15 protein-coding genes are annotated in these 15384 nt (G+C 70.5%); 9 read left to right on the forward strand and 6 right to left on the reverse strand.

What is annotated here, in order from left to right:
* Positions 1–57: 57 nt before the first annotated feature.
* Together SK803_RS09725 and SK803_RS09730 are read left to right on the forward strand one after the other, a co-directional pair.
* The gene (locus SK803_RS09725; RefSeq protein ID WP_319965497.1) at positions 58–1959 is read left to right on the forward strand and encodes a prolyl oligopeptidase family serine peptidase; all 1902 of its coding nucleotides are present in this window, start codon (positions 58–60) and stop codon (positions 1957–1959) included.
* Complete coding sequence (locus tag SK803_RS09730; RefSeq protein ID WP_319965499.1) at positions 1956–2804, forward strand: S66 peptidase family protein; 849 nt, start codon at positions 1956–1958, stop codon at positions 2802–2804. The genes SK803_RS09725 and SK803_RS09730 overlap by 4 nt, the downstream gene beginning before the upstream one ends.
* 9 nt (positions 2805–2813) lie before the next feature.
* Here SK803_RS09730 and SK803_RS09735 read toward each other — a convergent pair whose 3' ends face one another.
* Together SK803_RS09735 and SK803_RS09740 are read right to left on the reverse strand one after the other, a co-directional pair.
* On the reverse strand, positions 2814–3527 hold the full coding sequence (locus SK803_RS09735) for a poly-gamma-glutamate hydrolase family protein (RefSeq protein WP_319965500.1): 714 nt from the start codon (positions 3525–3527) through the stop codon (positions 2814–2816).
* Between the two features lie 54 nt (positions 3528–3581).
* Complete coding sequence (locus SK803_RS09740; protein WP_319965501.1) at positions 3582–4013, reverse strand: Hsp20/alpha crystallin family protein; 432 nt, start codon at positions 4011–4013, stop codon at positions 3582–3584.
* A 103-nt stretch (positions 4014–4116) separates the two neighbouring features.
* Here SK803_RS09740 and SK803_RS09745 point away from each other — a divergent pair, with 103 nt between their 5' ends.
* On the forward strand, positions 4117–4662 hold the full coding sequence (locus SK803_RS09745; RefSeq protein WP_319965502.1) for an HSP18 transcriptional regulator: 546 nt from the start codon (positions 4117–4119) through the stop codon (positions 4660–4662).
* Positions 4663–4922: 260 nt separating this feature from the next.
* Entirely contained in the window at positions 4923–5279 is a 357-nt protein-coding gene (locus SK803_RS09750; protein ID WP_319965503.1) for a VOC family protein, read from the forward strand.
* Positions 5280–5336: 57 nt separating this feature from the next.
* On the opposite strand, the gene SK803_RS09755 is transcribed toward SK803_RS09750, so the two are convergent.
* Genes SK803_RS09755 through SK803_RS09765 form a run of 3 tightly spaced genes read right to left on the reverse strand, consistent with a single transcriptional unit; the run spans position 5337 to position 8213 of the window.
* Positions 5337–6542, reverse strand: coding sequence for an acyl-CoA dehydrogenase family protein (locus SK803_RS09755; protein ID WP_319965504.1), 1206 nt, complete (start codon positions 6540–6542; stop codon positions 5337–5339).
* A 1-nt stretch (position 6543) separates the two neighbouring features.
* The gene (locus SK803_RS09760; protein WP_319965505.1) at positions 6544–7560 is read right to left on the reverse strand and encodes a phosphotransferase family protein; all 1017 of its coding nucleotides are present in this window, start codon (positions 7558–7560) and stop codon (positions 6544–6546) included.
* On the reverse strand, positions 7557–8213 hold the full coding sequence (locus SK803_RS09765) for an HAD family hydrolase (RefSeq protein WP_319965506.1): 657 nt from the start codon (positions 8211–8213) through the stop codon (positions 7557–7559). The genes SK803_RS09760 and SK803_RS09765 overlap by 4 nt, the downstream gene beginning before the upstream one ends.
* A gap of 145 nt (positions 8214–8358) precedes the next feature.
* Between SK803_RS09765 and SK803_RS09770 the strand changes: the two genes are divergently transcribed.
* From SK803_RS09770 to SK803_RS09785, 4 genes are all read left to right on the forward strand, one after another.
* Positions 8359–9858: a carboxylesterase/lipase family protein gene (locus SK803_RS09770; RefSeq protein ID WP_319965507.1), complete on the forward strand. Its 1500-nt coding sequence runs from the start codon at positions 8359–8361 to the stop codon at positions 9856–9858.
* A 5-nt stretch (positions 9859–9863) separates the two neighbouring features.
* Positions 9864–11342, forward strand: a complete 1479-nt coding sequence (locus tag SK803_RS09775) for a carboxylesterase/lipase family protein (RefSeq protein ID WP_319965508.1) — start codon at positions 9864–9866, stop codon at positions 11340–11342.
* A gap of 3 nt (positions 11343–11345) precedes the next feature.
* On the forward strand, positions 11346–12641 hold the full coding sequence (locus SK803_RS09780; RefSeq protein WP_319965509.1) for an MFS transporter: 1296 nt from the start codon (positions 11346–11348) through the stop codon (positions 12639–12641).
* Between the two features lie 165 nt (positions 12642–12806).
* A complete protein-coding gene (locus tag SK803_RS09785; protein ID WP_319965510.1) occupies positions 12807–14060 on the forward strand; it encodes a GGDEF domain-containing protein in 1254 nt (417 codons plus the stop codon).
* On the opposite strand, the gene SK803_RS09790 is transcribed toward SK803_RS09785, so the two are convergent.
* Complete coding sequence (locus SK803_RS09790; protein WP_319965511.1) at positions 14057–14899, reverse strand: alpha/beta fold hydrolase; 843 nt, start codon at positions 14897–14899, stop codon at positions 14057–14059. The genes SK803_RS09785 and SK803_RS09790 overlap by 4 nt on opposite strands.
* Positions 14900–14909: 10 nt before the next feature.
* Between SK803_RS09790 and SK803_RS09795 the strand changes: the two genes are divergently transcribed.
* Positions 14910–15374: a PPOX class F420-dependent oxidoreductase gene (locus tag SK803_RS09795; RefSeq protein WP_319965611.1), complete on the forward strand. Its 465-nt coding sequence runs from the start codon at positions 14910–14912 to the stop codon at positions 15372–15374.
* The last annotated feature ends 10 nt before the right edge of the window (positions 15375–15384 follow it).

Here is a 15384-nt window from a genome sequence, read left to right on the forward strand (position 1 = left end):
CGCGGAGATCGTCGGCAGGTCCTCCCCCACCAAACACTCCGCGTATAGGGTCGGGTTGTGGTGAAGATCGCTTCGTACGGAACCTGGACCTCGCCGATCAGCGCCGGCGACACCTCGAAGCCGGGTGGTGGCTTCCAGTGGGCCGACCTCGCCGGTGAGCGGGTGTGGTGGGCGGAGAGCCGTCCGGCTGAGGGCGGCAGAGTGGCGTTGGTGCGTGACGGCGTGGAGGTGCTGCCCGCGCCGTGGAACGCCCGCAACCGGGTGCACGAGTACGGCGGCCGGCCGTTCGTGGTGCTCGCCGAGGACCGGGTCGCGTTCACTCATTGGGACGACCAGCGCGTCTACGTCTTCAACCCCGACGACCCGAAGCCCGCCGCGTTGACGCCGGAACCGGAGCGTCACCACGGGATTCGCTACGCCGACCTGTCCGCGGGTCCGGACGGCGAGGTGTGGTGCGTGCGGGAGACGATCACCGGTGACGCGCGCACGGACGTTCGCCGCGACCTGGTGGCGATCACCTCTTCCGGTGATGTCCGCGTGCTGGGTTCCTCGCACCACTTCATGACCGGCCCGAGGATCAGCCCGGACGGCACGAAGTTCGCGTGGATCGGCTGGAACCACCCGCAGATGCCGTGGGACGGCGCCGAACTGTGCGTCGCCGACCTCGATCCGTCCGGCGCCGGTTCGTCCGGGCACCGGGTCGTGTCCGGTTCGGAGAGCGAGGCGGTGTGCCAGTTCGAGTGGGAGGGCGACTCGCTGCTGGCGCTGACCGACCCGGACGGCTGGTGGAACCTGTTCCGCGTGGGCCTGGACGGGTCGCGCAAGAACCTGGCGCCGTGCGAGGAGGAGCTGGGCGGCCCGATGTGGCGGCTGGGCAACCGCTGGTTCGCCACGCTCTCGCCGGGCCGGTACCTGGTCGTGCGGTCGGGGCATCTCGCGGTGCTCGACGAGCGCAGCGCGACGGTGACCGACGTGCAGACCGACCTGCCGACGTGGGCCGGTGACCTGTCGGTGCGCGACGGCGTGGTGGTGTGCGGCGCGGCCGGGCCGACCTCGGAGTTCGCGGTGGTGCGGCTGGACCTGTCCAACGGTGAGCTGACGTACCTGACCGGCGGGGAGTCGTCGCCGGAGGACGCGTACCTGCCGGTGCCGGTGGAGCGGATGTTCGGCGAGATCCCCGCCTACGTCTACGCGCCGGCGAACCCGGACTTCGCCGCGCCCGAGGGTGAGCTTCCGCCGTACGTGGTGCACGTGCACGGCGGGCCGACGGGGCGTGCGTTGCCGAAACTCGACACGGACATCGCGTACTTCACCAGCCGTGGCATCGGCGTGGTGGCGGTGAACTACGGCGGTTCGACCGGCTACGGCCGTGCGTTCCGTGAGCGGCTGCGTGAGCAGTGGGGTGTGGTGGACGTGGAGGACTGCGCGTTCGTCGCCCAGCAGCTGGCGAAGGAGGGCACCGCGGACCCGCAGCGGCTGGGCATCCGGGGTGGTTCGGCGGGTGGCTGGACGTCGGCCGCGTCGCTGACCTCGACCGACGTCTACCGATGCGGCATGGTGGCGTTCCCGATCCTGGATCTGGCGGGGTGGACGTCGGAGGGCGGCGAGACGCACGACTTCGAGTCCCGTTACGTCGAGGGCCTGGTCGGCACGCTGCCGGAGGCCGCTGACCGCTATCGGGACCGGTCGCCGTCGACGAAGGCGCGGTCGGTGTCGGGGCCGGTGCTGTTGCTGCAGGGCCTGGAGGACGAGATCTGCCCGCCGGAGCAGGCCGACCGGTTCGCCGCGGACCTGGCCGGGTCGGGGATCCCGCACGCGTACATCACGTTCGAGGGTGAGCAGCACGGGTTCCGCAAGGCCGAGAACATCAGGACCGCGCTGGAGGCGGAGCTGTCGTTCTACGGCCAGGTGTTCGGGTTCACGCCGCCCGGTGTGCCGGTGCTGGAACTGTCCGAGTGAGCTTGCTGGTCCGCGGGGACCGGGTCGCGCTGGTCTCACCGGCCGGCCCGGCGTCGCAGGTGAAGGTCGCCGCCGGGATCGACGTGCTGCGGTCGTGGGGCCTGGAGGTCACCACGCCTGTGGTGGAGCCGTGGTCGCTGCCGTACCTGGCGGGTTCGGACGAGGCGCGGGCGGCGGAGTTCGTGGCGGCGTGGTGTTCGGACGTGGCCGCGGTGATCTGCGTGCGGGGCGGGTACGGGTGTCTGCGGATGACCGACCTGGTGCCGTGGAAGGACCTGCCCTCTCGGGTTTTCGTCGGCTCGTCGGATGTGACGGTGCTGCACGCCGAGCTCAACGCGGTCGGGTTGCCGACGGTGTTCGGGCCGATGCCGGGCACGTCGGACTTCGTGGACGATCCGCTGGCCCAGTCGCGGCTGCACGAGGTGCTGTTCGGGTCGGTGTCGTCGTGGACGGCGGGAACACCTGTGGTGCCGGGTACCGCCCGCGGGGTGTTGACGGGCGGGAACGCGGCGTTGCTGGCGGCGTCGGCGGGCGGGCCGCGGTGGGCGCTCCCGGTGCCGGGGTCGATCGCGTTGCTCGAGGACGTCGGCGAGGAGCCCTACCGGTTGGACCGGATCCTGACGCAGCTGCTGCGGGCGGGCTGGTTCGCGCCGGTGTCCGGGATCGTGCTGGGGTCGTGGACGGACTGCGGGGACGTGTCGTCGGTGCTGCACGACCGCCTGTCCGGGCTGGGTGTGCCGATCCTGGGCGAGTTCGGGTTCGGGCACTGCGCCGGCCAGTGGTCGCTGCCGCTGGGTGTGGAGGCGGAGCTGGACGTCGAGGCTCGCACGCTCACGGTGGTGTAGAGCCGAGGCTCAGTTGTTCATGGCCTCGCGTGCGGTGAGGGCGGCCCGGCAGGCGTGCACGAAGTCCCAGAACACCTCGGTGGTGGTGTGCCGGCGTTCCGGGCGGGTGTTCTCGGCGAACATCGCGTTGCGCAGCGGTGTGGTGAGTTCGAGCTGGCCGCCCTGCTTGGAGCGGGTGCGGTTGGCGATGTTGGCCCGGTCGTAGCCGCCCAGTATCGGGTGGTCGACGGCGTCGATGGTGTGGAACCCGGCGCGCCGCAGCCGGGTGAGCAGCTCCAGCCGCAGCAGGGCGTCGCGGCCGCCGACGAGCACGGCCCGGTCGTGGTCCTCCAGGCCCGCGGCCGCGGACGTGCAGCCGTGCAGGCCCAGCGCGTGCGACGCGCCGGTCACGAGGGTGCGGGCCACGCGGTCGTCGCAGTTCGACGAGGTGACGTGCAGTTCGTCGTTCGCGGCCGACCGCAGGCCCTCGAACATCCAGTAGTCGTGCGTCTGGCCGATCGGCACGCGCGTGGAGGGGTGATAGCCCGCGATCGCGAGGCACAGTTCCGACGTGCCGATCTCGATGCCGCCGCCGTGCGGGGCGAGAACGACCGACTGCGTGCGGGGCCGGTGTCGCTTGAAGCGCCGCCGGTAGTCCACCCGTTCCACCAGTCGAGGATCGGCGTAGAGGTCGGAGTTGGAGGCGTAGAGGTCTAACGCCGCCCACTGAGGCTGGGGTCTCATGGCGGGCGGAAGCCTACCTGGCGTCACCCGGCCGGCCGCCGCCCGCCGGGTGGATCAGGCGTCGATCTGCCGGGGCTGCTCGTCGGCAGAGGTGATCGCGATCTTGCGGGGCTTCGCGCGTTCGGCGATCGGGATCCGCAGCGTCAGCACGCCCGCGTCGCAGGTGGCGTCGATGTGGTCGGTGTCGAGGGTGTCGCCGAGGAACAGCTGGCGTGAGAAGACGCCCAGCGGCCGTTCCGACACCTGCATCTGGACGTCCTTCCCGATCGGCCGGCGCTCGGCCTTGACGGTCAGCACGTTGCGTTCGACGTCGAGCTCGATCGCGTCCGGCGACACGCCGGGAAGGTCGAAGCACACGACGAACTGCTCGCCGTCGCGGTAGGCGTCCATCGGCATCGCGGTGGGCCGCGACCACGTACCCGTGTTGCCGAACACCTGCTGGGTCAGCCGGTCCAGCTCACGGAACGGGTCAGTGCGCATCAACATCTGACACCTCCTCCATCTGTCGTTCGGGTTGTCAATGCGCTGCCCCACCGTTGTAACATGTCGTCGAAACGATGACAAGTCCGCCAGTCGTCGGAAGGATGACATGACGAGTGACTACGAATCAGTCCGCGCGGCCGCCGCCGCGCCGGGCGATGCCGCCTCGGTGCTGGCCGCGCTGATGTTGCTGCGGGAGCTGCGCGACGAGCTGTCCGGGTGGGAGCCGCAACTGATCGAGGCGGCGCGGGCACTGGGCACGAGCTGGGCGGACCTCGCGCCGGCGCTCGGGGTGGCCAGCCGGCAGGCGGCGGAGCGCCGCTACCTGCGGGTGCGCCGCACGGGCGAGTCCGGGACGGGTGACGAACGGGTGCAGGCCGAGCGTGACCGGCGGGCGGGTGACAAGGCGGTCGCGGCGTGGGCGCGGGAGAACGCGGGTGTGCTGCGGATGCTGGCCGCGCAGGTCGGGCCGCACGCCGCGGAGGTGCGGCGGGCGCTCGGGGATGAGGACGCGGCGGGGCTGCTCGGGCCGCTGGCCGAGGCGGGGCCCGGGTTGCGGGCCGGGCATCCGGGGCTCGCGGACCAGATCGCGGAGATCGGGGAGCGGACCGACCAGTTGCGCACGGACGCGCGGCACCGCAGATCCGAGGCGTGAGCGGCGCGAACCGATCTTGTCGGTGGTGCCGAGTACGTTGAGATGTAGGGGTTCCCGGCTCGGGGGGACGCCTGCGCGAGCGTGCCGGCCCGGCCTGGGCGGACTCGCGGCGGACTACAAGGGGCCTGCTGCTCAGTGGTCAGACAGGCGCATCGGGCCGCAAGGCGCTGTGCTGGGCGCGGATTGCCCGGCCAGGACGGATCGTGTGGCGGGCGTGCCGTTCCGGCCGCTTTCCGGGGCCTGTCGCTAGCGTCGGCCGCATGCGGCTCACCTCGGTCACCGTCGGCACGTCACGGCCACGCGAGCTCGCCGGGTTCTACGCCCGGCTGCTCGGCGCCGAGGTGAGCGCGATGGAGGACGGCTGGGCGCAGGTGCGGGCGCCGGGCGGGTTCACGCTGAACTTCGAGCGCGAGCGGCACTTCCGGCGGCCGGTGTGGCCGAGCGTGGCGGGTGAGCAGACGGCGTCGCAGCACCTGGACGTCGAGGTCGGCGACCTGGCCGAGGCGGTGGCGCACGCCGTGGCGTGCGGGGCGGTGCTCGCGGCGGGGCAGCCGCAGGACGACGTGCGGGTACTGTTCGATCCGGACGGACACCCGTTCTGCCTGTTCCTGGGTTAGACGTGCCGCGCCCGGCTGACGCGGCACGTCCCCCCACCCCCCACTACCGCACAGTGGCTACAGGTACTTCTTGAGTTCGCGCTTGGCCAGCGACATGCGGTGGACCTCGTCGGGGCCGTCGGCCAGGCGCAGGGTGCGGGTCGCGGCCCACAGTTCGGCCAGCGGGAAGTCCTGGCTGACGCCGGCGCCGCCGTGGGCCTGGATGGCCTTGTCGAGGACCCATTCGGTCATCGACGGGACGCCGATCTTGATGGCCTGGATCTCGGTGTGGGCGCCCTTGTTGCCGACGATGTCCATCAGCCACGCGGTCTTGAGGACCAGGAGGCGGGCCTGTTCGATGCGGACGCGTGATTCGGCGATCCACTCGTGCACGACGCCCTGGGCGGCGATGGGCTTGCCGAAGGCGACGCGGGAGGAGGCGCGCTTGCAGAGCAGTTCGAGGGCTCGCTCGGCCATGCCGATCAGGCGCATGCAGTGGTGGATGCGGCCGGGGCCGAGGCGGGCCTGGGCGATGGCGAACCCCTCGCCCTCACCGGAGATGAGGTTGGACGCCGGGACGCGGACGTTCTCGAAGAGGATCTCGGCGTGGCCGCCGTGGGCGTGGTCCTGGTAGCCGAAGACGTGCATCGCGCGCTTCACGGTGATGCCGGGGGTGTCGCGCGGCACGAGGATCTGGGACTGCTGGCGGTGCCGGTCGGCGTCGGGGTCGGTCTTGCCCATCACGATGAAGATGGCGCAGTTGGGGTTCATCGCGCCTGAGGACCACCACTTGCGGCCGTTGATGACGTAGTCGTCGCCGTCGCGTTCGATGCGGGTGGCGATGTTGGTGGCGTCGGAGGAGGCGACCTCGGGTTCGGTCATGCAGAACGCCGAGCGGATCTCGCCGTCGAGCAGGGGCTGCAGCCACTGCTTCTTCTGCTCGTCGGTGCCGAACATCGTCAGCACCTCCATGTTGCCGGTGTCCGGCGCGGCGCAGTTGAGCGCTTCGGGGGCGAGGTGCGGGCTGCGGCCGGTGATCTCGGCGAGCGGCGCGTACTGCAGGTTCGTCAGCCCGTCGCTGTGCTCGGGGTGGAAGAGGTTCCACAGGCCCTGCTTGCGGGCCTCGGCCTTCAGCTCTTCCAGGATCGGCTGGCGTTCCCACGGGTCGGCGGCGTCGTGGAGTTGCTGTTCGAGGACGGCCTCGGCCGGGTAGACGTGCTCGTCCATGAACGCGAGCAGCTTGGTGCGCAGTTCCTCGGTCTTGGCGTCGAAGGCGAAGTCCATGTCAGAGCTCCTTGTGGGCGGCGGCGAGACCCTGCCGCACGAGGGGGGCGGTGAACGCGCCGAGCTTCTCGAACCCGGCGCCGACGGTTTTGCCGCTGGCGAAGCGGAAGTGGATGCCCTCGACGATGACGGCGAGCTTGAAGTAGCCGAAGGCGATGTACCAGCCCAGGCCGGAGGTGTCGGTGCCGGTGCGGGCGGTGTAGCGGGCGACGAGTTCGTCGGCGGACAGGAACCCGGGCAGTGAGGTGACGCCGCCGGTGATGGGGTCGCTGCCCGCCGCGGGGTCGACGCCCAGGCCCGCCCAGTAGACGTAGAGCAGGCCGAGGTCGGCGAGCGGGTCGCCGAGGGTGGCCATCTCCCAGTCCAGGACGGCGCTGATCCGCAGTGGTGACTCGGTCACCAGCGCGTTGTCGAGGCGGTAGTCGCCGTGGATGATCGCCACGCGCTTCGAGTCCGGGACGGTGTCGGCCAGCTTGTCGCGCAGTTCGTCGATGCCGGGCAGGTCGCGGCTGCGGGAGGCGTCGAGCTGCTTGCCCCACCGCTTGACCTGGCGGGCGAGGAACCCCTCCGGGCGCCCGAAGTCGCTCAAGCCCACCGAGTCGGGGTCGACCGAGTGCAGGTCGGCGAGCACGTCGACCAGCTTGCGCGACAGCACGGTGGCCTTCTCGGAGTTGAGCCACGGGGCCTGCGACCGCTCGCGCATCGCCACCCCGGGCATCTCCGACATGAGGTAGAAGGGCGCGCCGATGACGGAGGTGTCCTCGACGAACTGATGCGCGTGGGGTACCGGCACCGAGGTGGACTCCAGCGCGGAGATCACGCGGAACTCGCGGGCCATGTCGTGCGCGGTGGCGAGGACGTGGCCCAGCGGCGGGCGGCGCAGCACCCAGCTCTGCGAGCCGTCGGTGACGCGGTAGGTGAGGTTGGAACGGCCGCCGGGGAACAGTTCCCCGGACAGCGGGCCTGTGCCCAGGTGCGCGGCCAGTGCCTCCAGGTCGAGGCCGGGAAGGTCGGTCACAGGTTCACTCCGAGGGTGGCGAGGTTGACGCGGGTGTCGTCGGCGGTGGTGTGGCGGAACGCGTGCATGCCGACGGCCTGGGCGGCTTCGACGTTGACCGGCGCGTCGTCGAAGAACACCGCGCGCCCTGCGTCGACGCCGACCTGGTCGAGGGTGTGGCGGTAGATGCGCTCGTCGGGCTTGCGCAGGCCGATCCGGCCGCTGATCACGATCGTGTCGAACAGCTCGACGAGCAGGTCCTTCGGGTATCCCTCGCCCCAGCTGTTGGACAGCAGCGCGGTGTGCAGGCCGGCGGTGCGGGCCTTGCGGACGAGCTCGACCATCGCCGGGTCCGGGGCGGCGCCGCCGAACATGCGCTTGAGCAGCCCGTTCTCGTCGATCGCCGCGCCGGTCGTGGTGATCAGCTCGGCGGCCAGCAGCCGTTCGAACTCGGGCACCGTCAGCTCGCCGGTCTCCAGGCGGTAGACGGGGTTGTCCGGGAGCGCGTCGCGGCTCATCCACTCGCGCATGATCCGGCCGTAGACCTCGCGGTCGATGGCCTCGGCGTGCAGCCAGGCGCCGACGAACTCCGGGACGGAGACGGTCAGGACGCCGCCCCAGTCGAAGACGAGCGCGTCGACGAGAGGCTGTTCCGGAAGCGTTGTGTCACCCACGACTCGGAGGGTACCGACCGGTCGGTATGTCGGCAACAGGGGAGGCGGAACAACGACTTTCGGTGGATGGGACATGTTCTCCTTCAGCGGTTCCGAGCTCCCCCGCTCCTCGATACGTTCGAGTCCGAAGGGGGTCGAACACAACATGGCGAGGAAACTCACGGCGGCACTGGCCGCCGCGATGACGCTTGTCGGCATCGCGGTCCCGGCAGCGCACGCGGACGGCGACGGCCACGTCGTCAGAACGGACAAGGGCGTGCTCTCCGGCACGGTGACCGGCACGTATCGGACGTTCGGGAACATCCCGTTCGCCGCTGCGCCTGTCGGGGAGAACCGGTGGCGTGATCCGCAGCCGGTCACGCCGTGGCAGGGCGTGCGGGACGCGACCAAGCCGGCGCCGATGTGCGCGCAGAACGCCGACCTGGGGCAGCCGGCGGGTTCGGAGACCGAGGACTGTCTCCATCTCAACGTCACCACACCGGCCGGGCAGGCGCGCAAGCCGCGGCCGGTGATGGTGTGGATCCACGGCGGGTCGTTCACGTCCGGGTCGGGCTCGATGTACGACGCACGGGCGTTCGCGACGAAGAACGACGTCGTGGTCGTGACCATCAACTACCGGCTCGGCGTGTTCGGGTACTTCGGGTATCCCGGCCTGCGCGGCTCGGGGGCGTTCGGGATCGCGGACCAGCAGGCGGCGTTGAAGTGGGTGCAGCGCAACGCCCGTGCGTTCGGTGGCGATGCCCGCAACGTCACGATCTTCGGCGAGTCCGCCGGTGGGTTGAGCGTGTGTGCTCAGCTGGCCTCACCGCGGGCGGGCGGGTTGTTCGCGAAGGCGATCATCCAGTCCGGTCCGTGCGGGGTCGACGCGCCGTCGTTCGCCAAGCCCGGCGAGTTCGTGCACCTGTGGAAGCCGCGGGCTGAGGTGGAGAAGCAGGGCGTGGGCACCGCAGGCTGTGCCGACATCGCGTGCCTGCGGGCGCAGCCGGTGTCGAAGCTGCTGACCGTGCACGCGCAGTTCTCCTCCCCCGCCTATGACACGGCCGTGCTGCCGATCGATCCGGTGGTGGCGCAGAAGACGGGACGGATGCATCACGTGCCGACGCTGGTGGGGTCGACGCACGACGAGATGACGTTGTTCGTGCCGATGATCTACCCGCGGCCCGTGCCCGAGTCCTCTTACCAGGAGCAGTTGGTCGCGCTGTTCGGTGAGCACGCGGACGAGGTCGCGGCCGAGTACCCGGTCAACGGCAACGGCGACGCCCGTGACGAGATCGCGCGGACGCTGACCGACAAGTCGTGGTCGTGCACCTCGCAGACCACGCGCGACGAACTCGGACGGCACGCCCGTGTGTCGGGCTACGAGTTCGCGGACAGGAACGTGCCGGTGTTCTTCCCCGGCATGCCGCCGTTCCCCGGTGGCTACGGGGCGTTCCACGCTTCCGAGCTGCCGTTGCTGTTCGACTTCGGCGTTCCGCTGACGCCGGGACAGCGGGAGCTGTCGGACTACATGATCGCGGCGTGGGGCAGATTCGCCCGCACCGGCGATCCCGGCTGGCGGGCGGACGTGCAGTCGCTGGCGGCGGGCGCGATCGGGCCCGCTGACTTCGTGAAGGACCACAAGTGCGGCTTTTGGGGGCAACTGTGAGAAGGATGCTGACCGCGGTCGTCGCCGCGGCGATGGCGTGTGCGGTGGCTGGTCCGGCTTCCGCGAGCGACAACGGTGCGGTGGTGCGGACCGACAAGGGCGCGGTCTCCGGCACGGTGACCGGCACGTATCGGACGTTCGGGAACATCCCGTTCGCCGCTGCGCCTGTCGGGGAGAACCGGTGGCGTGATCCGCAGCCGGTCACGCCGTGGCAGGGCGTGCGGGACGCGACCAAGCCCGCGCCGCTGTGTGCGCAGAACTCGCAGCTCGGGCAGCCGAGCTCGCAGACCGAGGACTGCCTGTACCTGAACGTCACCACGCCGGCCGGGCAGGCACGCAAGCCGCGGCCGGTGATGGTGTGGATCCACGGTGGCGGGTTCACCGCGGGTGGCGCCTCGATGTACGACGCGCGGTGGCTCGCCACCAAGAACGACGTCGTCGTGGTGACGGTGAACTACCGGCTGGGGGTGTTCGGGTACTTCGGTCATCCGGGGCTCCCCGGCTCGGGCGCGTTCGGCCTGGCCGATCAGCAGGCGGCGCTCAAGTGGGTGCAGCGCAACGCCCGTGCGTTCGGCGGGGACAGTCGCAACGTGACGGTGTTCGGTGAGTCGGCGGGTGGGTTGAGCGTGTGTGCTCAGCTGGCCTCACCGCGGGCGGGCGGGTTGTTCGCGAAGGCGATCATCCAGTCCGGTCCGTGCGGGCTCACGTTTCCCGGTAGCGCGCCGGGCGAGTTCGGCGGTGTCTGGCGGGCTCGGGCGGACGTCGAGAAGCAGGGCGTCGGCACCCTGGGCTGTGCCGATCTGGCGTGCCTGCGGGCGCAGCCGGTGGACAAGCTGCTGACGGTGCACGACCTGTTCAACTGGCCCGCCTACGACACCGCGGTGCTGCCGATCGATCCGGTCGTGGCACAGAAGACGGGCCGGATGCACCACGTGCCGACGCTGGTGGGGTCGACGCACGACGAGATGACGTTGTTCGCGTCGTTGTTGTTCCCGCAGCCGCTGCCGGAGGCCGGCTACCGGGCGCTGCTGGCCGGGGTGTTCGGGGAGAACCACGCCGATGCCGTGCTGGCCCGGTACCCGGTCAACGGCAACAACGACGCTCGTGACGAGCTCGCGGCGTCGCTGACGGACAAGTCGTGGGCGTGCCCCTCGCAGGTCGCGCGCAAGGAACTGGGACGGCACGCGCGGGTGTCGGGCTACGAGTTCGCGGATCAGGACGTGCCGCTGATCTTCCCGTTGCCGCCGTTCCCGGACTACAAGGCCTATCACGCGTCCGAGCTGCTGATGCTGTTCGACTTCGGGGTCGAGCTCTCACCTGAGCAGCGGAAGGTGTCGGACTACATGATCGCCGCGTGGGGCCGGTTCGCGCGCACCGGTGATCCGGGGTGGCGTTCGGCCGTGCAGTCACTGGCACCCGGAGCAATCGGCGGCACCGACTTCGCCCGTGATCACCAGTGCGGGTTCTGGTCGTCCATCCTGTAGTGCATGCCCGGCTACCGTGCGCTCGCCCGCGACGGTGAGTTCCGCGCCGTTTTCGTGGCGCACGTCGTATCGGTGGCCGGGGACCAGTTCGCGCGCGTCGCGTTGACGGTGCACGTCTACGACCGCACCGCCAGCGCCGGCCTGACCGCGCTGACCTACGCGTTGACGTTCCTGCCCGACCTGATCGGCGGGCCCCTGCTGTCGGGGCTCGCCGATCGGTTCGCGCGAAAAGAAGTGATGGTGGCCGCCGATCTGATCCGAGCGGCCCTTCTGCTGTTCATGGCGGTGCCGCGGATGCCCTTGTGGGTGCTCGCGGCACTGCTGGTTCTGGTGCAGTTCGCGGGCGCACCGCACGGGGCGGCGCGCGCCGCGTTGTTGCCGCAGATCCTGCCCGACGAGCGGTATCCGCTGGGTCAGGCGGTGCTCAGCACGGTCACGCAGGCCGCCCAGGTCGCCGGGTTCCTCACCGGCGGCGCGCTGGTCGCCTGGCTCGGACCGGGACCGGTGCTGGTCGCGGACGGGGTCACGTTCGGTGTCTCGGCGTTCCTGGTGGGGGTGTTCCTGCTGGACCGGGCCGCCCCGCGGCGCCCGCACGTGCGGGCGTGGTCGGCGGACCTGGCCGGAGGGGCACGACTGGTGTGGGGGCAACGGCGGCTGCGGGCGCTGGTCGCGCTCGCCTGCGTCTCCGGGTTCTACATCGTCGGTGAGGCCCTGGCCGTGCCGTACGCGGCACAGCTGGGAGCGGGACCGGCCGGGGTCGGGCTGATCTTCGGCGCCTACGCCGCGGGCGCGGCCGTCGGCATGCTGGTCGTGGCGCACCTGGGCGCGCGCCTGCAACTGCGGCTGATGCCGTGGCTGGCCATCGCCGCGTGCGCGGTTCTGGTCCCGGCCGCGCTGCGGCCGGGCCTGGCGGTGAGCTTGGGACTGTTCGCGTTGTCCGGTGCGGCCAGCGCCTATCACCTGGTCGCGAACACGACGTTCGTGCGCGCGGTACCGGACTCGTCGCGGGGGCAGGCGTTCGGCCTGGCCGTCACCGCGCTGCGGGTCTCCCAGGGCATCGGCGTCGCCCTGGCCGGTCTAGCTGCGGAAACCCTCGCGGTGCACCAGGTCGTCGCCGCCGCCGGAGCACTGGGCGTGCTCGCGGCAGGCGGTGCGGCGATCAGCTGGTGGGTCACCGACGCCAGTCGGTCGGACGGTGCCAGTCGGTCGGACGGCTCAGGTCGGTCAGGCGCAGCCAGTCAGTCGGACGGTTCCAGTCGGTCGGACGAACAGGACGGCCGGCGGCGGAGGTACGGTTGATCATGACTGCTCCTATGGGTGTTCGTTGCGCGTGAACTGCGACGACTTGCGGGGCTGCATTCTGTGAGGACTACTCACGGTGAGGTCCCCCACATGGAGCCACGACTTTGCGTTACCCGGTAGCTACAGTGGTTGGTTCCTGGACGGTGGTGTGGGGGTGGCAGCGTGCCTTGGCTCGACCCGCGCCGGTGGAAGTTATGGTCGCTTCCTCCTGTGGTGCTGGCCTATGTCGTGACGGTGGTTGTGTCAGCGACCCTCGTCACGCTCGCCACCGCATGGCGTACCCCTGCCGAGGCCTTGAACTGGCCCATCTTCTTGCTGCTCGCCGGCGGTGCGGTGGTGCACCTGGAAGCGGCACGGGGCATCGAACGGATCCGCGAAATCGGCGCCGAGGGCTCGCCGCACGCCCACATGCAGTCGGTGTGGCTGTTCGCGGGCGTGCTCCTGCTACCGATGCCACTGCTCGTGGCGCTGATCGTCATCAGCTACACGCACTCGTGGTACCGGGTCTACAAGCGGCGGGCGGTCCTGTTCCGCAAGGTGTTCTCCGCGGCCACTGTCGTCCTCGGCAGTGCGACGGCGCAACTCGTTCTGGGGCTGTTCCCAGTCCGCGCCGTTGACGTTGACGGCCCGCTCGGCCTGTTGGCATTGGTTACGGCCGGATTCCTCTATTGGTTCATCAACTATGCGTTCGTGGTGACCGCGATCTTCGTGACGAACCGCCAGAACCCCGTCCGCACGGCGCTGGGAAACGCCTCCGACGTGCTGATCGTGCTGGCCTCGGTCGGCCTGGGCTCCGGCGTCGCGATCATCATGACCCTGCGGCCCTGGCTCACGCCGATGCTGCTGCTGACCGTGCTCGCCCTGCACATGGGCTTGCTGCTGCCGCAGTTCCGCGTCGCCGCCCGCACCGACTCCAAGACCGGCCTGGTCGACGCGACGTTCTGGCACGACGTGGCCGAACGCGAACTCGCCCGCGCCCGCCGGCTCGTCTCCACCGTCGGCGTGCTGATCCTCGACCTCGACCACTTCAAGCTCATCAACGACACCTACGGCCACCTCGCCGGCGACCGCGTCCTGCGCGCCGTCGCCGACGCGCTCAGACACTCCGTGCGCTCCTACGACCTCGTCGGCCGCTTCGGCGGCGAGGAGTTCGCCGTCCTGCTGCCCGGTGTGAGCACCGACGAGGTCCGCGCCACCGCCGAACGCATCCGCTTCGAGATCGCGAGCCTGCACATCGTCGTCACCGACCGCCTCGGCGAACAACAGGTCGTCCTCGGCCTCACCGCCTCGGTCGGCGCGGCAGTCTTCCCGGACACCGCCACCGAGCTCAGCCCGCTGCTGCTGGCCGCGGACGACGCGCTCTACCAGGCCAAGAACAACGGCCGCGACCGCGTCGCCACCGCCCGCGTCTTCTAGTCGTCCAGGAACGCCGCGATCTGCCCGGCGACCTGCTCAGGTTCCTCCACCCACGGGTAGTGCCCCACACCCTCATGCACGTACAACGTCGCGTCCGGGAACAGCTCCGCCAGCTCCGCACAACGCCGCACCGGCGAGATCGGGTCCACCGAGCACGCGTACACCAGCACCGGATGGTCGAAATCCGCGATCGCACGCCGCAGCACACCCGGCACGAACGCGCCCTCGGCGTTGTAGCCCAGCGCCACGGAGTACTTCCACTGACCCAGCTCGGCGTTCGCGTGCGCCTGGGAACGCTCGTCCCACCGCGCATAGAGCAACGGAGACGCCGCCACCCGGTTCTCCACCGAGTCGTCACCGGCGGCGTTGCGCTCCAGCGCCGTCGTCGCGCTCTCGAACCACGGCTCGTTCACCCGCGCGGCCAAAAACGTGTCCCAGTCACTCTGCTCCGGCGACAACCCGACCGACCGCAGCGCCGGGGTGAGCAGCACCAGCTTGCCGACGCGATCCGGGAAATCCGCCGCGTACCCCATCGCGATCCCCGCACCCGCCGAGTGACCCAGCACGTCGACGAGCTCCAAAGCCAGGTGGCGGCGCAGCATCTCCACGTCCCGCACCAGCATGTCCCGCCGATAGGTGAAGGGATCCACCGGCTCGCCGGACTCACCCGTGCCACGGTTGTCCAGCACGATCAACCGGCGGAAGGCGTCCAGACCGCCCAGCGTCTCCAGGTACTCAGAAGCCCGGCCGGGACCACCGGCCAGCACGACGAGCGGGGTGCCCTCACCCGCTTCCCGATAGGCGAGTTCGGTGCCGTCGAAAGAGGTGAAGCGTGCCATGCTGCACATCATGCCGAAGATCGCCACGGCCGACCTCGTCGACCGGCCGCAGCTGCTCGAGTTCCTCCGGACGCGCCACCACGGCGTCCTCATCACCCGCCGCTCCACCGTCGACGGAGTCCAGGTCTCCCCCGTCTCCTGCGGCGTCGACACCGACGGCCGCATCGTCATCGCGACCTACCCGCAGCGCGCCAAGGTCCGCAACGCCCGCCGCACCCCGTCCGTCACGATGTGCGTGCTCTCCGACGACTTCGACGGCCCCTACGTGCAGATCGACGGCACCGCCGAAGTCCTCGACCTGCCGGACGCCCTCGAGGACTTCGTCGAGTACTACCGCTGCATCGCGGGCGAACACCCCGACTGGGACGAGTACCGCGCCGCCATGCTCCGCCAGGGCAAATCCCTCATCCGGATCACCATCGACAGCTGGGGCCCCATCGCCACCGGCGGCTTCCCGCCCGAGCTGGAAGCCTGAGCAACCCCGC

The sequence above is a fragment of the Lentzea miocenica genome, assembly GCF_033949945.1.
Classification (GTDB): Bacteria; Actinomycetota; Actinomycetes; order Mycobacteriales; family Pseudonocardiaceae; genus Lentzea; species Lentzea miocenica.